This window comes from Variovorax sp. OK605, assembly GCF_900115445.1.
Lineage (GTDB): Bacteria > Pseudomonadota > Gammaproteobacteria > Burkholderiales > Burkholderiaceae_C > Variovorax.
On the sequence record NZ_FOWL01000024.1, the window covers coordinates 71368 to 93027 of the forward strand.

Annotated in this window: 21 protein-coding genes; 20 read left to right on the forward strand and 1 reads right to left on the reverse strand. The window is 66.0% G+C overall.

All coding sequences use genetic code 11. From position 1 onward, the window contains the following. Positions 1-80 precede the first annotated feature (80 nt). Positions 81-1394, reverse strand: coding sequence for a sn-glycerol-3-phosphate ABC transporter substrate-binding protein UgpB (ugpB, locus tag BM013_RS36975; protein ID WP_093134890.1), 1314 nt, complete (start codon positions 1392-1394; stop codon positions 81-83). Positions 1395-1571: 177 nt separating this feature from the next. Here ugpB and serA point away from each other — a divergent pair, with 177 nt between their 5' ends. The 20 genes from serA (at position 1572) to BM013_RS37075 (ending at position 21305) form a co-directional block, all read left to right on the forward strand. Then, a complete protein-coding gene (gene serA, locus BM013_RS36980; protein ID WP_093134893.1) occupies positions 1572-2801 on the forward strand; it encodes a phosphoglycerate dehydrogenase in 1230 nt (409 codons plus the stop codon). Between the two features lie 97 nt (positions 2802-2898). Beyond that, entirely contained in the window at positions 2899-6777 is a 3879-nt protein-coding gene (locus BM013_RS36985; protein ID WP_093134895.1) for a DUF3683 domain-containing protein, read from the forward strand. Beyond that, positions 6774-7214, forward strand: coding sequence for an HIT family protein (locus tag BM013_RS36990; RefSeq protein WP_093134898.1), 441 nt, complete (start codon positions 6774-6776; stop codon positions 7212-7214). Before BM013_RS36985 ends, BM013_RS36990 begins: the two co-directional genes overlap by 4 nt. Then, a complete protein-coding gene (locus tag BM013_RS36995) occupies positions 7214-7627 on the forward strand; it encodes a gamma-butyrobetaine hydroxylase family protein (RefSeq protein ID WP_093134900.1) in 414 nt (137 codons plus the stop codon). Before BM013_RS36990 ends, BM013_RS36995 begins: the two co-directional genes overlap by 1 nt. Before the next feature lie 149 nt (positions 7628-7776). Beyond that, positions 7777-8508 (forward strand): bifunctional demethylmenaquinone methyltransferase/2-methoxy-6-polyprenyl-1,4-benzoquinol methylase UbiE, encoded by a 732-nt coding sequence (ubiE, locus tag BM013_RS37000; RefSeq protein WP_093134903.1) that lies wholly within the window; start codon positions 7777-7779, stop codon positions 8506-8508. Between the two features lie 32 nt (positions 8509-8540). Then, positions 8541-9560: a Tim44 domain-containing protein gene (locus tag BM013_RS37005; protein ID WP_093134906.1), complete on the forward strand. Its 1020-nt coding sequence runs from the start codon at positions 8541-8543 to the stop codon at positions 9558-9560. Between the two features lie 53 nt (positions 9561-9613). Next, positions 9614-10183 (forward strand): ubiquinone biosynthesis accessory factor UbiJ, encoded by a 570-nt coding sequence (locus BM013_RS37010; RefSeq protein WP_093134908.1) that lies wholly within the window; start codon positions 9614-9616, stop codon positions 10181-10183. Then, positions 10180-11745: a ubiquinone biosynthesis regulatory protein kinase UbiB gene (ubiB, locus tag BM013_RS37015; RefSeq protein ID WP_093134911.1), complete on the forward strand. Its 1566-nt coding sequence runs from the start codon at positions 10180-10182 to the stop codon at positions 11743-11745. Before BM013_RS37010 ends, ubiB begins: the two co-directional genes overlap by 4 nt. Before the next feature lie 13 nt (positions 11746-11758). Further along, positions 11759-13207, forward strand: coding sequence for a high affinity choline transporter 1 (locus BM013_RS37020; RefSeq protein WP_093134913.1), 1449 nt, complete (start codon positions 11759-11761; stop codon positions 13205-13207). A gap of 102 nt (positions 13208-13309) precedes the next feature. Next, positions 13310-13663 carry an FmdB family zinc ribbon protein gene (locus BM013_RS37025; RefSeq protein ID WP_093134916.1) on the forward strand — a complete coding sequence of 118 codons (354 nt, stop codon included), beginning with the start codon at positions 13310-13312 and terminating at the stop codon, positions 13661-13663. Between the two features lie 19 nt (positions 13664-13682). After that, a complete protein-coding gene (locus tag BM013_RS37030; RefSeq protein WP_093134918.1) occupies positions 13683-14315 on the forward strand; it encodes a DUF502 domain-containing protein in 633 nt (210 codons plus the stop codon). A gap of 37 nt (positions 14316-14352) precedes the next feature. Continuing rightward, positions 14353-16158: an aspartate--tRNA ligase gene (gene aspS, locus BM013_RS37035; RefSeq protein ID WP_093134921.1), complete on the forward strand. Its 1806-nt coding sequence runs from the start codon at positions 14353-14355 to the stop codon at positions 16156-16158. A 7-nt stretch (positions 16159-16165) separates the two neighbouring features. Further along, on the forward strand, positions 16166-16642 hold the full coding sequence (nudB, locus tag BM013_RS37040; RefSeq protein ID WP_093134924.1) for a dihydroneopterin triphosphate diphosphatase: 477 nt from the start codon (positions 16166-16168) through the stop codon (positions 16640-16642). Then, complete coding sequence (locus tag BM013_RS37045) at positions 16639-17409, forward strand: endonuclease/exonuclease/phosphatase family protein (protein ID WP_093134926.1); 771 nt, start codon at positions 16639-16641, stop codon at positions 17407-17409. The genes nudB and BM013_RS37045 overlap by 4 nt, the downstream gene beginning before the upstream one ends. A 74-nt stretch (positions 17410-17483) precedes the next feature. Next, on the forward strand, positions 17484-18215 hold the full coding sequence (folE, locus tag BM013_RS37050) for a GTP cyclohydrolase I (RefSeq protein WP_093134929.1): 732 nt from the start codon (positions 17484-17486) through the stop codon (positions 18213-18215). A gap of 3 nt (positions 18216-18218) precedes the next feature. After that, complete coding sequence (locus tag BM013_RS37055; RefSeq protein WP_093134931.1) at positions 18219-18641, forward strand: BLUF domain-containing protein; 423 nt, start codon at positions 18219-18221, stop codon at positions 18639-18641. A gap of 7 nt (positions 18642-18648) precedes the next feature. Then, entirely contained in the window at positions 18649-19530 is an 882-nt protein-coding gene (locus BM013_RS37060) for a DMT family transporter (protein WP_093134934.1), read from the forward strand. Positions 19531-19534: 4 nt separating this feature from the next. After that, a complete protein-coding gene (locus BM013_RS37065) occupies positions 19535-20359 on the forward strand; it encodes a DUF429 domain-containing protein (protein ID WP_093134936.1) in 825 nt (274 codons plus the stop codon). 123 nt (positions 20360-20482) lie between these two features. Continuing rightward, positions 20483-20680, forward strand: coding sequence for a CsbD family protein (locus BM013_RS37070; RefSeq protein WP_093134939.1), 198 nt, complete (start codon positions 20483-20485; stop codon positions 20678-20680). A 91-nt stretch (positions 20681-20771) separates the two neighbouring features. Beyond that, positions 20772-21305: a BON domain-containing protein gene (locus tag BM013_RS37075; RefSeq protein ID WP_093134941.1), complete on the forward strand. Its 534-nt coding sequence runs from the start codon at positions 20772-20774 to the stop codon at positions 21303-21305. Positions 21306-21660 lie beyond the last annotated feature (355 nt).

Here is a 21660-nt window from a genome sequence, read left to right on the forward strand (position 1 = left end):
TGCACGGAGGCAGGCTGGCTTGCGGGGGTAAAACGAACCGAAACGAACATTCGTTCGCGCCGGTCGGCCGGGTGCAGAGCTTACTTGTTTGCGGCCTGGAATTTCACCAAAAGTTCGTTTCCGCGCTTCACGGCGCTGTCCAACGCTTCTTTCGGGGTCTTCTTGCCGGTCCAGATCAGCTCGGTTTCCTCGTCTTCGATGGCGCGGATCTGGGGCAGGTTGCCCAGGCGCACGCCGCGCGACTTGTCCGTGGTCTTCTTGATCATCTGGTTCACGGCAACGTCCGTGCCCGGGTTTTCCTTGTAGAAACCGGTCTTCTCGGTCAGCTCATAGGAAGCCATGGTGATCGGCAGGTAGCCGGTGCGCATGTGGCTGTCGGACTGGACCTTGGGGCTCGACAGGAACGTGAAGAACGCGGCCACGCCCTTGTAGTTGGCGGCCGGCTTGCCCGACATCACCCACAGGCTGGCGCCGCCCACGATGGTGTTCTGCGGTGTGCCCGCCACGTCCGGGTAGTACGGCAGGGCCGACTCGGCGAACTTGAACTTGGCGTCGCGCTTCACGCTGGCGTAGCTGCCCGACGAGCCGATGAACATCGCGCATTCACCCGAGGTGAACGACGTGATCGGCTTGCTGGCGCGGCCCTTGTAGACGAACAGGCCCTGCTTGGACATGTTCGACAGGTTCTCGAAGTGGCGAACGTGCAACGGCGAGTTGAATTCCAGGCGGGCGTCGAGGCCGCCGAAACCGTTGTTCTTGGTCGCGTACGAGGTGTTGTGCCATGCCGAGAAGCTCTCGAGCTGGGCCCAGCTCATCCACGAGGTGGTGAAGGGGCACTGGTTGCCGCTGGCCTTGAGCTTGGCGGCGGCCGAGACGACTTCAGGCCAGGTGGCGGGCGCCTTTTCGGGGTCCAGGCCGGCGGTCTTGAAGGCGTCCTTGTTGTAATAGAACACCGTCGTGGAGCTGTTGAACGGGAACGACAGCATCTGGCCGTTGGGGGCCGTGTAGTAGCCGGCCACGGCGGGAATGTAGGCCTTGGGGTCGAACTTCTGGCCGCCTTCCTTCATGACGTCGGCCACGGGCTTGATGGCGCCCTTGGAGTACATCATGGTGGCGGTGCCCACTTCGAAGACCTGCAGGATGTCCGGCGCGTTGCCCGAGCGGTAGGCGGCGATGCCGGCAGCCATGGACTGGTCGTATTCACCCTTGTAGGTGGGCACGATCTTGTAGTCCTTCTGGCTTTCGTTGAATTGCTTGGCCAGGTCGTTGACCCAGTCGTTCAGGGCGCCGTCCATCGAATGCCACCACTGGATTTCCGTCTGGGCCTGGGCGATAACTGGCATCGCCAGCGTGGTGGCCAAAGCCGAAGCGATGGCAAGCGTCTTGAAGCGCATGAAGACTCCTGAAGGGGAATTTGAAAAGCCGCGATGTTAGGTTACATGTGTGAATGTTTCGCGGCGGATGTTGTCGCATGAAGCAGAAATAGCTCAAACCCGGGGAAACCCTTTTGACTGTCCGCGCTCATGTCTGGTGCATCCGCTTGCTGCGCTGCACCATGCTAGCCTCCGGGAATGAGCAAAACCTCTCTCGACAAAAGCAAGATCAAGTTCCTTCTTCTTGAAGGCGTTCATCCTTCGGCCATCGAGGTGATCCGCGGAGCTGGCTACAGTCAGATCGAGACCCTGCCGAAGGCCCTGCAGGGCGAAGAGCTCAAGGCCAAGCTGGCCGACGTGCACTTCCTGGGCATCCGGTCGCAAAGCCAGCTCACCGCCGACGTGCTGTCGGCCGCGCCCAAGCTGGTGGCGGTGGGGTGCTTCTGCATCGGCACCAACCAGGTCGACCTGAATGCGGCCCGCGAACGCGGCGTGGCGGTGTTCAACGCACCCTATTCGAATACGCGCTCGGTGGCCGAACTGGTGCTGGCCGAGGCCATCCTGCTGCTGCGCGGCATTCCCGAGAAGAACGCGCTGGCGCACCGCGGCGGCTGGCTCAAGTCGGCCGTCAACTCGCACGAAATCCGCGGAAAAACGCTGGGCATCGTCGGTTATGGCTCCATCGGCACGCAACTGTCGGTATTGGCAGAGGCGCTGGGTATGCACGTGGCCTTCTACGACGTGGTCAGCAAGCTGCCGCTGGGCAATGCCCGCCAGGTGCCCAAGCTGCACGACCTGCTGGCGCAGAGCGACATCGTCACCCTGCATGTGCCCGAGCTGCCCTCCACCAAATGGATGATCGGCGAGGCCGAGATCGCCGCCATGAAGCCGGGCGGCATCCTGATCAACGCCGCGCGCGGCACGGTGGTCGAGATCGAGGCGCTGGCCAACGCGATCAAGGCCAAGAAGCTCTGGGGCGCCGCCATCGACGTGTTCCCGGTCGAGCCGGGCAGCAACAAGGACGAGTTCGTGTCCGCGCTGCGTGGCCTGGACAACGTGATCCTGACGCCGCACATCGGCGGCTCGACCATGGAGGCGCAGGCCAACATCGGCGGCGAAGTGGCCGAGAAGCTGGTCAAGTACAGCGACAACGGCACGTCGATCTCGTCGGTCAATTTCCCGGAAGTGGCGCTGCCCGCCCACCCGGGCAAGCACCGGCTGCTGCACATCCACAAGAACGTGCCGGGCGTGCTGTCCGAGATCAACAAGATCTTCTCGGACAACAACATCAACATCGCCTCGCAGTTCCTGCAGACCAACGAGAAGGTCGGCTACGTGGTGATGGACATCGACGCCGCCTCGTCCGACCTCGCGCTCGAGAAGCTGGCCCAGGTGCCGGGCACCATCCGCAGCCGGGTGCTGTTCTAGGCCTTCGCGGGGACCCCGGGGCACGTCCCCGGGCGCTGTCCTAAAATCTCCGGCCCGGCTGAATGGGCACGCAGTGCCTGGCCGTGGCGCCACCCCGATGAATGCTCCGACCGCGTTGAACACGCTGTTGTCACAGGCCGCAGAGCCTGTGCGACTGCGCGAGATCCCGTACAACTACACCAGCTTCTCCGACCGAGAAATCGTGATTCGCCTGCTCGGCGAGCGCGGCTGGGAACTGCTGCAGACCCTGCGCGCCGAGCGCCGCACCGGCCGGTCGGCGCGCATGCTCTACGAGGTGCTGGGCGACATCTGGGTGGTCCAGCGCAACCCGTACCTGGTCGACGACCTGCTGGACAACCCGCGCCGCCGAGGCCAGCTGGTCGATGCCTTGAAGCACCGCCTGAGCGAGGTGCAGAAGCGCCGCACCCCCGACAGCGATGCCTCGCGCGACCAGCTCGTGGGCGAGCTCACCGCGCTGGTGGGCGAGGCGGTGGCCGCCTTCGACACCACCTTCCGCGAAGTCGCCTCCCTGCGCCGCAAGGCCACGCGGGTGCTGCGCCGCCTCACGGCCAAGGACAACATCAAGTTCGACGGCCTGTCGCGCGTGTCGCACGTGACCGACGCCACCGACTGGCGCGTGGAATACCCGTTCGTGGTGCTGTGCCCCGACACCGAGGCCGAGATGGCGCTGCTGGTGAAGGGCTGCATCGAGCTCGGCCTGACCATCATTCCGCGCGGGGGCGGCACCGGCTACACCGGCGGCGCCATTCCGCTGACCTGGAAGAGCGTGGTCATCAACACCGAGAAGCTCGAGGCGATGACCGAGGTCGAGCACATGCCGCTGCCCGGCCTGGCCGACCCCGTGCCCACCATCTGGACCGAGGCCGGCGTGGTCACGCAGCGCGTGGCCGACGCGGCCGAGCGCGCGGGCTTCGTGTTCGCGGTCGACCCGACCTCGGCCGAAGCTTCGTGCGTGGGCGGCAACGTGGCCATGAACGCGGGCGGCAAGAAGGCCGTGCTGTGGGGCACGGCGCTGGACAACCTCGCTTCGTGGCGCATGGTGACGCCGCAGGCCGAATGGCTCGAGGTCACGCGCATCGGCCACAACCTCGGCAAGATCCACGACGCCGAAAGCGCCCTGTTCGAGCTGCAGTACTACGCCGCCGACGGCAAGACCAAGCTGCGCACCGAGCGCCTCGACATTCCCGGGCGCACCTTCCGCAAGGAAGGCCTCGGCAAGGACGTGACCGACAAGTTCCTCTCGGGGCTGCCGGGCATCCAGAAGGAGGGCTGCGACGGCCTCATCACCAGCTGCCGCTGGGTGGTGCACAAGATGCCTGCCCACACGCGCACCGTGTGCCTGGAGTTCTTCGGCAACGCCAAGGACGCGGTGCCCAGCATCGTCGAGATCAAGGACTTCATGTTCGCCGAGCAGAAGCGCTCGGGCGTGCTGCTGGCCGGCCTGGAACACCTGGACGACCGCTACCTGAAGGCGGTGGGCTACGCCACCAAGTCGAAGAAGCACGGCGGCCTGCCGAAGATGGTGCTGTTCGGCGACATCGCCGGCGACGACGCCGACGACGTGGCGCGCATCACCTCCGAAGTGGTGCGCATCGCCAACTCGCGCAGCGGCGAAGGCTTCATTGCCATCAGCCCCGAGGCGCGCAAGAAGTTCTGGCTCGACCGCAAGCGCACGGCCGCCATCAGCAAGCACACCAACGCCTTCAAGATCAATGAAGACGTGGTGATCCCGCTGCCGCGCATGGCCGAGTACAGCGACGGCATCGAGCGCATCAACATCGAGTTGTCGCTGCAGAACAAGCTCGCGCTGACCGACGAGCTCGAGGCCTTCCTCACGCGCGGCAACCTGCCGCTGGGCAAGACCGACGACGCGCACGAGATTCCCGCGGCCGAGCTGCTCGAAGACCGCGTGGCGCAAGCCGTGACGCTGGTGCAGGAGGTGCGCGCGCTGTGGGCCGGCTGGCTGCAGAACGTGGATGCGCAGTTCGCCCAGCTGCAGGACCACTCGCTGCGCGCGAGCTGGAAGACCCAGCTGCGCCAGCCGCTGCAGGAAATCTTCGCGGGCGCCGAGTTCGCGCCGATCCTGGCCGAATGCACGGCCGTCCACAAGCGCGTGCTCAAGGGCCGCGTGTGGGTCGCGCTGCACATGCACGCGGGCGACGGCAATGTGCACACCAACATCCCCGTGAACAGCGACAACTACGACATGCTGCAGACCGCGCATGCCGCGGTGGTGCGCATCATGGCGCTGGCGCGCAGCCTGGACGGCGTGATCTCCGGCGAGCACGGCATCGGCATCACCAAGCTCGAGTTCCTGAGCGACGAAGAGCTGCGTCCGTTCACCGAATACAAGGCCCGGGTCGACCCCGAAGGCCGCTTCAACAAGGGCAAGCTGCTGCGCGCCCCGGCCGGCCAGGCCCAGACGCTGCACGCCGACCTGACCAACGCCTACACGCCGAGCTTCGGCCTGATGGGCCACGAGTCGCTGATCATGCAGCAGAGCGACATCGGCGCCATTGCCGACAGCGTGAAGGACTGCCTGCGCTGCGGCAAGTGCAAGCCGGTGTGCGCCACGCACGTGCCGCGCGCCAACCTGCTGTACAGCCCGCGCAACAAGATCCTCGCGACCTCGCTGCTGGTGGAGGCTTTCCTCTACGAAGAGCAGACGCGCCGCGGCATCAGCATCAAGCACTGGGAAGAGTTCGAGGACGTGGCCGACCACTGCACCGTGTGCCACAAGTGCCTCACGCCGTGCCCGGTGAAGATCGACTTCGGCGACGTGTCGATGAACATGCGCAACCTGCTGCGCAAGATGGGCCAGAAGAGCTTCCGCCCCGGCAACGCCGCCGCGATGTTCTTCCTGAACGCGACCAACCCGCAGACCATCAAGGCGGTGCGCGCGGGCATGGTGGGCGTGGGCTTCAAGGCGCAGCGCCTGGCCAACGACCTGCTGCGCGGCCTTGCGAAGAAGCAGACCGCCGCGCCCCCGGCCACGCTGGGCCCGGCGCCCATCAAGGAGCAGGTGGTCCACTTCATCAACAAGAAGATGCCGGGCAACCTGCCCAAGCAGACGGCGCGCGCGCTGCTCGACATCGAGGATGCCGACTACGTGCCGATCATCCGCAACCCGAAGGCGACCACCTCCGAGACCGAGGCGGTCTTCTACTTCCCCGGATGCGGCTCCGAGCGCCTGTTCTCGCAGGTGGGGCTCGCCACGCAAGCCATGCTGTGGCATGCGGGCGTGCAGACGGTGCTGCCGCCGGGTTACCTGTGCTGCGGCTATCCGCAGCGCGGCAGCGGCCAGTTCGACAAGGCCGAGAAGATGATCACGGACAACCGCGTGCTCTTCCACCGCGTGGCCAACACGCTGAACTACCTCGACATCAAGACGGTGGTGGTGAGCTGCGGCACCTGCTACGACCAGCTGCAGGGTTACCAGTTCGACAAGATCTTCCCGGGCTGCCGGATCATCGACATCCACGAGTACCTGCTCGAAAAGGGCATCACCCTGGCCGGTGCCGGCGGTGGCGGCTACCTGTACCACGACCCCTGCCATTCGCCGATGAAGCAGCAGGACCCGATGAAGACGGTGAAGGCGCTGGTCGGCGACAACGTGCTCAAGAACGACCGCTGCTGCGGCGAGTCGGGCACGCTGGGCGTGTCGCGGCCCGACATCTCCACGCAGATCCGCTTCCGCAAGGAAGAGGAACTGAAGAAGGGCGAGGCCGCGCTGCGCGATGCGGGCAAGGTCGGCGCGAACGACAACGTGAAGATCCTCACCAGCTGCCCGAGCTGCCTGCAAGGCCTCTCGCGCTACGGCAACGACCTGAACAACGGGCTGCTCGAAGCCGACTACATCGTGGTCGAGATGGCCAACAAGATCCTCGGCGCCGACTGGATGCCGGCCTACGTGGCCGCCGCCAACCAGGGCGGGATCGAGCGGGTGCTGGTGTGACGAAGGCACCCGGCTGCGTGCTGTGCGAGGGCCCGGGCGGGCGCCTCGTGTTCGAAGGCGCGAAGCTGCGCGTCATCCATGCGGAGGAGGCCGGTTTTCCGGGCTTCTATCGCGTGGTGTGGCGCGAGCATGCGGCCGAATTTTCCGACCTCGATGCCGCCGACCGCGTGCTCTGCATGGACGCCGTGGCGGTGGTCGAGCAATGCTTGCGCGAGCACCTTGCGCCGGCCAAGATCAATCTCGCCGCGCTCGGCAACATGGTGGCGCACCTGCACTGGCACGTGATCGCGCGCTTTGCCGGCGACAGCCACTTTCCGGGCTCGGTGTGGGCGGTGGCGCAGCGCGAGCGCAATGCGTCGCAAGAGGCGGACATCGCCGCGCGGCTGCCCGCGGCCGAGGCTGCGATGATCGAACGATTGGGCAACAGGAGCTTCTGATGGCAGGTTTGAAACCGGGCGCACCGACGCCGCAATCGATCACCGTGCACGGCCAGTCGCGCGTGCTCGAGGTGGGTTTTTCCGACGGCGCGACCTTCCGCATTCCCTTCGAGCTGATGCGCATCTGTTCGCCGTCGGCCGAGGTGCAGGGCCATGGCCCGGGCCAGGAAATCCTGCAGACAGGCAAGCGCGACGTCGAGCTGGTCGACCTCGAGGCGGTGGGCAACTACGCCGTGCAGCCGACCTTCAGCGACGGGCACAACACGGGCATCTACTCGTGGGACCTGCTCTACGAACTGGGTGCGAAGCAGGCCGAACTGTGGGCCACCTACGAGCAGCGGCTGGCCGCGGCCGGCGTCGATCGCGATGCGCCGATGATCGACAAGAGCGGCCACGCCTGCGGCAGCCACTGAGGTTCTCGAAATCGCCCGAATCTCCGGGCGCTGCTATTGAAAACATAGCCCTACGCCCAGGAAGGGCGGGACGAAAAAAGCAACAAATGCCCGCCGTGCGCGCGGGGTCGTCGGCTTGATGTGAAGGCTTCCGGCCTAACATCGGTCGCATGAGTACCACACACTTCGGCTTCGAAACAGTCGACGAAAGCGAGAAGGCCCGCCGCGTTCGCGGTGTCTTCGATTCGGTCGCATCGCGCTACGACGTCATGAACGACCTGATGTCGGCCGGCCTGCACCGCGCCTGGAAGGCGTACACCGTGATGGTCGCGAACGTGGGCGAAGGCTCGCGCGTTCTCGACATCGCGGGCGGCACCGGCGACCTCGCGCTGGCGTTCGCGAAGAAGGTCGGCGCCACCGGCCAGGTGGTGCACACCGACATCAACGAAGCCATGCTGCGCACCGGGCGCGATCGCCTGCTCGACGCCGGCGTGGTGCTGCCCACCACGGTCTGCGACGCCGAGAAGCTGCCCTTCGCCGACAACCACTTCGACGTGGTCACGGTGGCCTTCGGCCTGCGCAACATGACGCACAAGGACGCCGCGCTCAAGGAAATGAACCGCGTGATCAAGCCGGGCGGCAAGCTGCTCGTGCTCGAGTTCTCGAAGGTCGCCAAGCCGCTCGCCAAGGCCTACGACTGGTACTCCTTCAACGTGCTGCCGCGCCTGGGCAAGCTCGTGGCCGGCGACGACGCGAGCTATCGCTACCTGGCCGAATCGATCCGGATGCACCCCTCGCAAGAGGAACTCAAGACCCTCATGAAAGAGGGCGGTTTCGGACATGTGGACTATCACAACATGACGGGGGGCATTGCAGCCCTGCATGTTGGAATCAAATGTTGATGACGCGAATCTTTCGCTCGAGAGGAGACGACATGAAGAGTTTGGGTACTTTGTTTTTGGCGGCTGCGTTGGTGCTGGGCAGTGTCCAGGCCGAGGCAGCGCGCATGGGTGGCGGCAAGTCCTTCGGGCGCCAGTCGTCCAACGTGACGCAACGCCAATCGACGCCGCCTGCTGCGCCCGCGCAGCAGAACGCGACCAACGCCGCTGCGAAGCCCGCAACGCCCGCACCCGCGGTCGCTGCACCGAAGCGTCCTTGGGGCGCGATGCTCGGCGGCCTGGCCGCCGGCCTGGGCCTCGCATGGCTGGCGCACTCGCTCGGCCTCGGCGCCGGGTTCGGCAACATCCTGCTGATCGGCCTGCTGGTGCTGGCTGGCGTGGTGGTGTGGCGCATGATCAAGGCGCGCTCGCAGCCCGCCGGCAACCGCCAGGGCGGCTTCGCCTTCCAGGGCGCAGGTGCCAGCCCGAGCAACGCCGCCGCGCCGGCGCAGTACAGCCCGGCCAACGTGGGCAACGATGCATCGGCCCGTCCGTGGGAGCGCAACAACGCGGCCTTCGACGCCACGCCTTCGAACGATGCGCCGCACGGCAGCAGCCTCTCGGCAGCGGGTGCCGCGGCCGGTGGCAGCATGATCGGCTCGGCACTCGGCGGCTCGCAGTCCTGGGGCATCCCCGCGGGCTTCGATGTCGACGGCTTCCTCGGTGCCGCCAAGCGCAACTTCGTGACGCTGCAGGACGCATGGGATCGCGCCGACGTGTCGATGCTGCGTTCGATGATGACCGACAGCATGGTCGAAGAGATCCGCACGCAACTGGCCGACCGCGCCGGCCACACGGGCGGCGCATCGAACAAGACCGAAGTCGTGATGCTCGACGCCAAGCTGCTGGGCATCGAAGAACTGCCTGACGCCTACATGGCCAGCGTGGAGTTCTCCGGCATGATCCGCGAAGACGCCTCGGCGGGCCCGGGTCCGTTCCGCGAAGTGTGGAACATGACCAAGCCGACCAACGGCAACGGCGGCTGGCTGGTGGCAGGCGTGCAGGCACTGCAGTAAAAAGCTGAAACGCGGCCCTCACGGGGCCGCGGCACAGACGGGATAATGGGGACATGGCCACACCATCGTCCCCATTTTCTTTTCTCGGCGACCTTTTCAACCGCATCGGCGAGCGCCTGCAGCCGCCGGACTGGGCGGTCCACGAGATCCAGCACCGCGCGGTGCTGTTCCTGAACCATGTGCTGCAGCAGGAGCCCGAGGCCCAGCAGCGCCTGCTGCGCCAGCAGGGGCGGGTGGTGCGCTTCCAGTGGCGCTTCGTGACGATGGAGCTGGTGGCCACGCCCGCCGGCCTGCTCGACCTGGCACCCGCCGGCGCGGTGCCCGAACTCACGCTCACCGTCACCGAAGACTCCCCCTTCGACATTGCCCGTGCCACGCTGCGCGGCGACAAGCCCTCCGTGCAGATCATCGGTGACGTGCAGCTGGCCGCCGAGGTCAACTGGCTGGTCGACCACGTGCGCTGGGACATCGAGGACGACCTCGCTCGCGTGATTGGCGACGTGCCCGCGCACACGCTGGGCAATGCCGTGCGCCGCGTGGCGGGCGCGCTGCGCCAGTTCGTCGGCGACCGCACGGCCAAGTTCGGCGGCTCGGCGGCCGACGCGGCGGGCAAGGTCGAATGAGGCGCTTCTATCGCGGCCTGTTCATCGTCTGGGTTGCGCTGCGCTACGGTCTCGACGAGCTCGTGCTCACGAGCTTCCAGAAACCCTGGCTTCGCGTGGTGGCGCGCATCGTGTCCATCGGGCGCAATCTCGACGCGCCGCGCGGACAGCGGCTGCGCGAGGCGCTCGAGCGGCTCGGTCCCATCTTCGTGAAGTTCGGCCAGGTGCTGTCGACCCGGCGCGACCTGCTGCCGCCCGACATCGCCGACGAGCTGGCCTTTCTGCAGGACCGCGTGCCGCCGTTCCCCTCGTCGGTGGCCATTGCCACCATCGAGCGCGCGTTCCGCCGCCCGGTGAGCGACGTGTTCATCCAGTTCGACGAGACACCCATCGCCAGCGCGTCGATCGCGCAGGTGCACTTCGCGACCATCCGCACCAACCAGGGCGACGTGCGCGAGGTGGCCGTGAAGGTGCTGCGCCCCAACATGCGCGGCGTGATCGAGAAAGACCTGGCGCTCATGGCCATGATGGCCGGCTGGGTCGAAGGGCTCTCGGCCGACGGCAAGCGCCTGAAGCCGCGCGAGGTGGTCGGCGAGTTCGACAAGTACCTGCACGACGAGCTCGACCTGGTGCGCGAGGCCGCCAACGCGGCCCAGCTGCGCCGCAACATGGCCGAACTCGACCTGGTGCTGATTCCCGAGATGTTCTGGGACTTCTGCCATCCCGAGGTCATGGTGATGGAGCGCATGAAGGGCGTGCCCATTGCGCAGATGGACCGCCTGCGCGCGGCCGGCGTCGACATTCCCAAGCTGGCGCGCGACGGCGTCACGATCTTCTTCACGCAGGTGTTCCGCGACGGCTTCTTCCACGCCGACATGCACCCCGGCAACATCCAGGTGAGCCTGGAGCCCGAGACCTTCGGGCGCTACATCTCGCTGGACTTCGGGATCATCGGCACGCTGACCGAGTCGGACAAGGAATACCTCGCGCAGAACTTCGTGGCCTTCTTCCGGCGCGACTACAAGCGCGTGGCCGAGCTGCACCTCGAAAGCGGCTGGGTGCCGGTGGGCACGCGCATCGACGAGCTCGAGGCGGCGATCCGCACCGTGTGCGAGCCGTACTTCGACCGGCCGCTGAAGGAGCTTTCGCTGGGCATGGTGCTGATGCGCCTGTTCCAGACCTCGCGCCGCTTCCAGGTCGAGATCCAGCCGCAGCTGGTACTGCTGCAGAAGACGCTGCTCAACATCGAGGGGCTGGGCCGCAACATCGACCCCGATCTCGACCTCTGGGCCACGGCCAAGCCGTTCCTCGAAAAGTGGATGGTCGACCAGATCGGCCCGAAGAAGCTGCTGCAGCAGCTCAAGGCCGAGGCGCCGCGGTACGCCAAATTGCTTCCTCAATTCCCGCGGCTGCTGCACGATTTCCTGGAGAATCGCCCCGCCGACAACCGGCGCGAACTGCTCGAGCTGCTGGCCGAACAGAAGCGCACCAACCGGTTGCTGCAGGCCATCGTCTACGGTGGCATAGGTTTTGTATTGGGGTTGCTCGCCATGCAATTGCTGGTGCGCGTGCGTATTTTCTAGAGGAGTTCCCGTCGTGCTGCTGACGCTGGTCATCGTCTATCTGCTGGTCACCATCGCCATCGGCCTGTATGCCGCCAAGCGGGTGAAGAACACCACCGACTTCGCCATTGCCGGGCGGCACCTGCCGCTCTTCATGATCGTCACGACGACCTTCGCGACCTGGTTCGGCTCCGAAACGGTGCTCGGTATTCCGGCGAAGTTCATCGAGGGCGGCCTGAACGGCGTGGTCGAGGACCCGTTCGGCGCGGGCACCTGCCTGATCCTGGTGGGCCTGTTCTTCGCGGGCAAGCTCTACCGCATGACGCTGCTGACCATCAGCGACTACTACCGCGAGCGCTACGGCCGCACCGTCGAGGTGGCCTGTTCGCTGATCATCATGCTGAGCTACCTGGGCTGGGTGTCGGCGCAGGTCACGGCGCTGGGGCTGGTGTTCAACCTGCTGTCGGCCGGCGCCATCAGCATCCCGGTGGGCATGGTGATCGGGGTGATCTCGATCCTGGCGTACACGCTGTTCGGCGGCATGTGGTCGGTGGCCGTCACCGACTTCATGCAGATGATCATCCTGGTGACCGGCCTGGCCGTGATCGCGATGTTCGCGGGCGACATGGCCGGCGGCGCCGACAAGGTGGTGGCCTTTGCCGTCAGCAAGGACCTCTTCAAGTTCTGGCCCGAGCCCAACTGGCATGACATGGTGTTCTTCTTCGCGGCCGCCATCACGATGATGCTGGGCTCCATTCCCCAGCAGGACGTGTTCCAGCGCGTGATGTCGGCCAACAGCGTCAAGGCGGCGCAGCGCGGCCCCGTCATCGGCGGCGTGGCGTACATCCTGTTCGCCTTCGTGCCGATGTTCCTGGTGGCCAGCGCGCTGCTGATCATGCCGGAGCAGACCGCGACGCTGCTCAAGGAAGATCCGCAGAAGGTGCTGCCCACCCTGGTGCTCGAGAAGATGCCGTTCGTGATGCAGGTGCTGTTCTTCGGTGCGCTGCTCTCGGCCATCAAGTCGACCGCGTCGGCCACCTTGCTGGCGCCCAGCGTCACCTTCACCGAGAACATCTGGCGCCAGTTCCGCCCGGCCGGCACCGACCGCCAGAACCTCATGACGATGCGCATCACGGTGCTGCTGTTCAGCGCGGCCGTGCTGGCCTACGCCATCCGCATGCAGGGCACGCCGATCTACGAGCTGGTCTCGGGCGCCTACCAGGTGCCGCTGGTCGGTGCCTTCGTTCCGCTGGTGTGCGGCCTTTACTGGCGCCGCGCCACCACGCAGGGGGCGATTGCCTCGATCGTGCTGGGCATCGGCGTGTGGCTGCTGTTCCTGTGGATGCCCTGGGGCAGCGCATTCCCGGCCCAGCTGGCCGGCGTGCTGTGCGCTTTCGTGGGGATGGGGGTCGGTTCGCTGCTGCCGCAATGGTTGGCGAACACTCACACGCCGCATCGCCCGCTGGCCACGGAACCCGCCTGAAGGAGCGCCCCGGCGCCAGGGCTGGAGGGCCTTGGGCGGGGGCGGCCCTATAATCGAGGGCTTTGCGAGCGGCAGCTGCGCCGCTTTTTTTAACCCATTCCCATGCCCATTTACGCCTACAAGTGCAGTGCCTGCGGCTTTGCCAAAGACGCTTTGCAGAAGATGTCCGACGCGCCACTCACGGTGTGTCCGAACTGCGGCGCGAGTGCGTTCGAAAAGCAGGTCACGGCCGCCGGCTTCCAGCTCAAGGGCTCGGGCTGGTATGTGACCGATTTCCGCGACGGCGGCGGCAAGAAGACCGAGCCGGCGACGGCGCCCGCGTCGAGCGACACAGCCAAGTCCGGTGATTCGTCTTCCGGCACCACCGCCCCCGCGCCGAGTCCGGCACCCGCAGCGGCGCCCGCACCCGCTGCCCCGGCTCCCGCGCCGGCTCCTGCCGCCAAGAGCGGCGACTGATCCACACATACCGACCGCCATGCTCGCCCTGCGCAAATGGTTGTTCTCCGGCTTGCTGGTGATCGTTCCGCTGTTCATCACCCTCGCGGTGCTGAAGTGGATCATCGACACGCTGGACCAGACGCTCTGGGTGCTGCCCGGCGCGTGGCAGCGCTGGCTCTACGACAACAACGTGCGCGGCCTCGGCGTGCTGCTCACGCTGGCGATCTTGCTGGTGGTGGGCGCCATTGCCAGCAACTTCGTGGGCAAGCGCCTGCTGGGCTGGGGCGACGCCGTGGTGCGCCGCATTCCGGTGGTGCGCTCGATCTATTCGAGCGTCAAGCAGGTGTCGGACACGCTGTTCTCCGAGAACGGCAATGCCTTCCGTACGGCGGTGCTGGTGGAGTGGCCGCGTGAAGGGGTCTGGACCATCGCCTTCGTCACCGGCACGCCCGGCGCCGACGTGGTCGAGCACCTGGGCGGCGGCGACTACCTCGGTGTCTACGTGCCGACCACGCCCAACCCGACGGGCGGCTACTTCGTGATGCTCAAGCGCAGCGACTGCATCGAACTGAAGATGAGCGTGGACGAAGCGCTCAAGTACATCGTCTCGATGGGGGTGGTCGTTCCAGGCGGCCCCTCCACGGTGGCGGTGAAGTCTTCCAACTCATAAAAACGAACGCGCCCACAAGGCGCCGGAATGGATTCCTATGGCCATGCGTACTCACTATTGCGGTCTCGTGACCGAAGCCCTGCTGGGCCAAACCGTCACCCTGTGCGGCTGGGTCAACCGTCGCCGCGACCACGGCGGCGTGATCTTCGTCGACGTGCGTGACCGCGAAGGCTACGTGCAGGTGGTGTGCGACCCCGATCGCGCGTCGACCTTCGCCGTGGCCGAGAACCTGCGCAACGAGTTCTGCGTGCAGATCACCGGCCTGGTGCGCTCGCGCCCCGAAGGCACGACCAACGACCAGCTCAAGAGCGGCAAGATCGAAGTGCTGTGCCACGAGCTGAAGGTGCTGAACCCCTCGGTCACGCCCCCGTTCCTGCTGGACGACGACAACCTGTCGGAAACCACCCGCCTCACGCACCGCGTGCTCGACCTGCGCCGCCCGGCCATGCAGCGCAACATGATGCTGCGCTACAAGGTGACGATGGAAACGCGCAAGTTCCTCGACGCCAACGGCTTCATCGACATCGAGACTCCGATGCTCGGCAAGTCCACGCCCGAAGGCGCGCGCGACTACCTGGTGCCCAGCCGCGTGCATGACGGCAGCTTCTTCGCGCTGCCGCAGTCGCCCCAGCTGTTCAAGCAGCTGCTGATGGTGGCCGGTTACGACCGCTACTACCAGATCGTGAAGTGCTTCCGCGACGAAGACCTGCGCGCCGACCGCCAGCCCGAATTCACGCAGATCGACATCGAGACCTCCTTCCTGTCGGAAGAAGAGATCCGCGAGATGTTCGAAGGCATGGTGCGCACCATGTTCCGCAACGCCGCGGGCATCGACCTGCCGGTGTTCCCGACCATGACGTACGGCGACGCGATGTTCAAGTACGGCTCGGACAAGCCCGACCTGCGCGTGAAGCTCGAACTCACCGAACTCACCGAACTCATGAAGCGCGTGGAATTCAAGGTGTTCTCCAACGCCGCCACCATGACCGGCGGCCGCGTGGTCGCGCTGCGCGTTCCCGGCGGCGGTGCCGAAGGCGGCATGTCGCGCGGTGAAATCGACGCCTACCAGGAATTCGTCAAGATCTACGGCGCCAAGGGCCTGGCCTACATCAAGGTCAACGACGCTGCCGCGGGCCGCGAAGGTCTGCAAAGCCCGATCGTGAAGAACCTGGACGACAACACGCTGGCCGAGATCATCGCCCGCACGGGTGCGCGCAACGGCGACATCGTGTTCTTCGGCGCCGACAAGGAAAAGGTCGTCAACGACGCCATCGGCGCGCTGCGCGTGAAGATCGGCCACAGCGCCTTCGGCAAGAAGACCGGCCTGTTCGACGACCGCTGGGCACCGCTGTGGGTGGTGGACTTCCCGATGTTCGAGTTCGACGAGGAAGGCCAGCGCTGGAGCGCCGTGCACCACCCGTTCACCGCACCCAAGGACGGCCATGAAGACCTGATGGACACCGCGCCCGAGAAGTGCATCGCCAAGGCCTACGACATGGTGCTCAACGGCATCGAGATGGGCGGCGGTTCGGTGCGTATCCACCGCGAGGAAGTGCAGAGCAAGGTGTTCCGCGCGCTGAAGATCAGCGCCGAGGACGCGCAGCTGAAGTTCGGCTTCCTGCTGGACGCGCTGCAGTACGGCGCGCCGCCGCACGGCGGCATCGCCATCGGCCTGGACCGCCTGGTCATGCTCATGACCGGCGCCGAGTCGATCCGCGACGTGATCGCCTTCCCCAAGACCCAGCGCGCGCAGGACCTGCTGACGCAGGCGCCGAGCCCGGTCGACGAGAAGCAGCTGCGCGAACTGCACATCAAGCTGCGCAACACGCCCCAGGCGGTCTGACGCCGCCATGACGACCGGCCCCCGACCCTGGAAGATCCCGGAGTCGGTGCTGGTCGTGATCCACACGCCGGCGCTCGATGTGCTGCTGATCCGGCGTGCGGATGCCGAGACCGATTTCTGGCAATCGGTCACCGGCAGCAAGGACGCCGCCGACGAGCCGCTGGCGCTCACTGCGGCGCGCGAAGTGGCCGAGGAAACCGGCATTCGCTGCGGCGAGGGCGCCGCGCTGGCCCCGCAGCTGGTCGACTGGCAGTTGCGCAACGTCTACGAGATCTATCCGCGCTGGCGCGCCCGCTACGCGCCCGGCGTAACCCACAACACCGAGCACCTGTTCGGCCTGTGCGTGCCCGAGCGCCTGACGCCGGTGCTCGAACCGCGCGAGCACACCGACTGGCGCTGGCTGCCGTACCACGCGGCGGCGGACGCCTGTTTTTCCCCATCGAACGCCGAAGCCATTCTGTTGCTGCCAGAATTTGTGCGATGAACCAGCCGGCATCCGCAGCAGCAGCGCAGAACCTCCGCGTCGCCACCTACAACATCCACAAGGGTGTGCAAGGCATCGGCCCCGCGCGCAGGCTCGAGATCCACAACCTCGGCCACGCCATCGAGCAGCTCGACGCGGACATCGTCTGCCTGCAGGAGGTGCGCAAGATGAACCGTCAGGCCGCGGCGCGCTTCGCCCGCTGGCCCGAGCTGCCGCAGGCCGACTTTCTCGCGCCCGAGGGCTACACCGCCGTCTACGAGACCAATGCCGTCACGCGCCACGGCGAGCACGGTAATGCCTTGCTCACGCGCTGGCCGGTGGTGCGCACCAGCCACCAGGACATTTCCGACCACCGCTTCGAGCAGCGCGGGTTGCTGCACGTGGTGATCGACGTCGACGGCCAGCCGGTGCACGCCATCGTGGTGCACCTGGGGCTCATCAAGGGCAGCCGCGTGCGGCAGATCGCGCGCCTGCGCGAGTTCATCGAGCGCGAAGTGCCGCCCGAGGAGGCCGTGGTGGTGGCGGGCGACTTCAACGACTGGGGCGCGCGCATGCGCTACGCCATGAACGCCATGGGGCTGCGCGACACCAGCGACCTGCGCGGTGCGCGCACGCTTACCTACCCGTCGCGCCTGCCAGTGGCGCAACTCGACTTCATCTACGGACGCAAGCTGCAGCCGCAGGCGTGCGCGGTGCCGCGCGGTCCCATCTGGACCCGCATGTCCGACCATCTGCCGCTGGTCGCCGATTTCTCGCTACTCAATTGATAGCAATACTCCAAGAAGGGGCGGGCGCTGCAGGCCCGAATGCCCTGGAGTCATTCACTGGTACGATCCCCGCCATGCTGAGGAAAACCGACGTCGACCCGCGCCCCGATCGAAACGACGATGACGAGGGCACGCCCGTCTCCGTGAAGATCCGTGAGCGCATTGCCGCAGCGCGCAAGCGCTTCAATGCCAACGACAACATTGCCGAGTTCATCGAGCCCGGCGAGCTGGAGGCGCTGCTCGACGAAGTCGAGGTCAAGATGAAGGGCGTGCTCGAAAGCCTGGTCATCGACGTCGAGAACGACCACAACACCGACAACACCGCGCGCCGCGTCGCCAAGATGTACGTGAACGAGGTGTTCCGTGGTCGCTATGTGGCACCGCCCTCGCTCACCGAATTCCCGAACGCCGAACACCTGAACGAGCTGATGATCGTCGGCCCGATCACCGTGCGCAGCGCCTGTTCGCACCACTTCTGCCCGATCATCGGCAAGCTCTGGATCGGCGTGATGCCCAACGAGCACACCAACGTGATCGGCCTGTCGAAGTACGCGCGCCTGGCCGAATGGGTCATGGGCCGTCCGCAGATCCAGGAAGAAGCGGTGGTGCAGCTGGCCGACCTGATCCAGGAAAAGACGCAGCCCGACGGCCTCGCGCTGGTCATGGAAGCCGAGCATTTCTGCATGGCCTGGCGCGGCGTGAAGGAAATGGACAGCAAGATGATCAATTCCGTGATGCGCGGCGTGTTCCTCAAGGACCCCAGCCTGCGCCGCGAATTCCTTTCTCTTCTTCCCCGAAAGAGCTGAGCCATGCTGGTCCGACTTCTCTACGCCAGCCGCGCCGTCGACACCAGCCCGCAGGCCATCGAGTCGATCCTTGCGCAATCGCGCTCGCACAACACCACGTGCGGCATCACCGGCATCCTTTGCTACGGTGCCGGCACCTTCCTGCAGGCCATCGAGGGCGGTCGCATGGCGATCAGCGAGCTCTACGGCCACATCCAGCGCGACGCGCGCCACAAGGACGTGGTGCTGCTGCACTACGAAGAAATCTCCGAGCGCCGTTTCGGCGGCTGGACCATGGGGCAGGTCAACCTGTCGAAGCTCAACGCCTCGACGCTGCTGAAGTACTCCGAAAAGCCCGAGCTCAACCCGTACGCGGTGTCGGGCAAGGTCTCGCTGGCGCTGCTGGAAGAACTGATGGCCACTGCCGCCATCGTCGGCCGCCACTGAACCCGGGGTGCCGCTCTCCGCATTCGCGCTGATCCTGCTGGCCGGGGTCATTCATGCCGCCTGGAACATCGCCGCCAAGAAGGCGAACGGCGACGTGCGCTTCAGCTTCCAGACCAGCGTGTTCAACATGCTCATCTGGGCGCCCGTGGGCATCACGCTGGGCTGGAACGTGGTGCCGGGCTGGGGCGTCACCGAGTGGAGCTTCGTCGTGCTCAGCGGCGTGCTGCACATCTTCTATTTCATCGTGCTGCTGCGGGGCTACCGCAAGTCGGACCTCACGGTGGTCTATCCGCTTGCGCGCGGCTCGGGCCCGCTGCTGTCGTCGCTGGTGGCGGTGCTCTTTCTCGGCGAGAAGATCAGCCTTGTCGGCGTGGCGGGCATCGTGGGCGTGGTGGGCGGTGTGTTCCTCGTCGCCGGCGGACCGAAGCTCTGGCGCAAGGCGCACGACCCGGCGCAGAGCGAGCGCGTGCACAAGGGCATTCGCTACGGCGTGCTGACCGGCGGCTTCATCGCGGCGTACACGGTGGCCGACAGCTACGCGGTCAAGTTCCTCATGATGTCGCCGATCCTGCTCGACTACTTCGGCAACCTGGTGCGCATGGTGATCCTGGTGCCCGTCGCGCTGAAAGACCGCGCGACCACGGCGCGCATGTGGCGCGCGCAATGGAAGTACGCGCTGCTCGTGGCGGCGGTGAGTCCGGTGTCCTATGTGCTGGTGCTCTATGCGGTTCAGCAGGCGCCCATCTCGCACGTGGCGCCGGCGCGCGAGGTGTCGATGCTGTTCGCAGCGCTGATCGGCGGCCACCTGCTGCGCGAGGGCGACCGGCTGCTGCGCGTGCTGGGCGCATTGTTCATCGCCGCGGGCGTGGTGGCGCTGGCGCTGGGCTGAGGCCGTGGTGCTGTTCGGCTGCGACTTCTCGAGCGCGCCGACGCGGCGCAAGCCCATCGTTGTTGCAGTCGGCGAGGTGGTCGGCACCGACCGCGTGGTGCTGGCCGGCTTGCAGCGCTTTGCCACGCTCGATGCATGGGGCGACTGGTTGTGCGCCACGCCGGCCTGGGTGGGCGGCTTCGACTTTCCGTTCAGCTTGCCGCGAGAACTGGTCGAGCACCTGCGCTGGCCGATTGAGTGGGCGTCGCTGATGGCGCACTACGCAGGCCTGAGCCGCGCCGAGATCCGCGACACGTTTGCCGCCTTCTGTGCGGCCCGGCCCGTCGGCGGCAAGTTTGCGCACCGCGCGACCGATGGGCCCGCGGGCTCGAGCCCGTCGATGAAGTGGGTCAATCCGCCGGTGGCCTACATGCTCCACGCGGGCGTGCCGCGCCTGCTGGCGGCCGGCGCGCGCATTCCCGGCTTGCACGAACGTACGCATGACGGGCGCGTGGCGCTGGAGGCCTATCCGGGCTTGCTGGCGCGCGAGCTCATTGGTCGCCGCAGCTACAAGAGCGACGACTTGGCGAAGCAGACGCCCGAGCGGCTGGCGGCGCGCGCCGATCTGCTGCACGCGCTCGAGGCCGGCACCAGCCGGCTGGGCCTGGCATTGGGCGTCGCCGCTGCGCAACGCGCCGAACTGCTCGCCGACGCGCGGGGCGACGACATCGACGCCGTGCTGTGCCTGCTCCAAGCCGCGTGGGGTCTGCATCGCGCGGCCAGCTCCGGGCCTGGCTACGGCTTGCCGACGGTAGTCGACCCGCTTGAAGGATGGATCGTCACGGCTTGAGCCTTGTTGTCCTACAGCGCTTCGGGCTTCCGGCGGCGTTCGTCCCCACTGGGTGGCGCATAGATTGAAATCAGTGGGCCATTTCGGTTCCACGCATTTCACCTACTCAAGAAGGAAAGCGTCATGAACAAGGACCAAGTGGCAGGCCGAGTCGAGGAAGCCAAGGGCAAGCTGAAGGAAACCGCCGGCAAGGTGGTCGGCAACGAGAAACTTCAGGGCGAGGGCCTGGCAGATCAGGCCGCCGGCAAGGTGCAGAAGACCTACGGCGACGTGAAGGAAAAGGCCAAGGACGCCATCAAGGACGGCGCCGACAAGCTGTGACCGGACATGGGGCTGCATTCACCCGCAAACGGGTGTGTGCAGCCCTTTTCGTTTTTCGGCGAACGAACGATGTGATCGACAGGAGGTTTCCATGAACAAACAAGACCAGGACACCCGCAACCCGTCCTCGGCCATGCCGCACTCGCGTGCATGGCTCGCCGTGCTGGTAGCAGGCGCCGCGCTCACGCTGGCCGCCTGCGACAAGTCGGACAACCGCAGCGCTGGCGAGAAGCTCGACAGCGCGGTCGCCAAGACCGAGCAGGCCGCCGAGACCGCCGCGGCCAAGACCGGTGAAGCGGTGAAGGAGGCCAAGGCCAAAGTAGAGGCGTCCGGTACCACGGCCGAGATGAAGGAAGGCATGGCACACGCCAAGGAGGCGGCCAAGAATGCCGGCGCCGCGGTCAGCGCGACGGTGGACGACGCGGCCATCACTGCTTCGGTGTCGGCGGGGCTGGCGAAAGACCCGGACCTCAGCGCGATCAAGATCAATGTCGATACGAAGGGCGGCGCAGTGAGCCTGAAGGGCCCGGCGCCCACAGTCGCCGCGAAGGCGCGCGCCGAGGAGATTGCCAAGGGCGTGCAAGGCGTGACGTCGGTGGACAATCAACTGGAAGTGAAGAGTTGATCTACGTCAGCGCATGCTGGATGCAGAGCCCGGGATGCCCGGGCTTTTTGTTGCCTGCTTAAAAAATTTGTCGTTCGTTGACCGAAGTGTCGAAAACTGTGCATAATCGAGGGCTCGGCTGACAGCGCATCGCAAGATGTTGCGGCGATCAGGCTCTTCGGGGCGGGCTCTTAGGAGTTGATTGTGTGGGTTGAGAAAAAGGTCTTCGAAAGTTGACGTTGTTTGAAAAAACAGTGCATAATCGAAGGCTCCGCTGAAAAGACTTCAGCAAAACGCGATGAGAGTTGCGGATTGCGGAAAGAAAAGAAAGCGAAAAAAGTTTGACGGTACTTAAAAAATCGTGATAGACTACAAG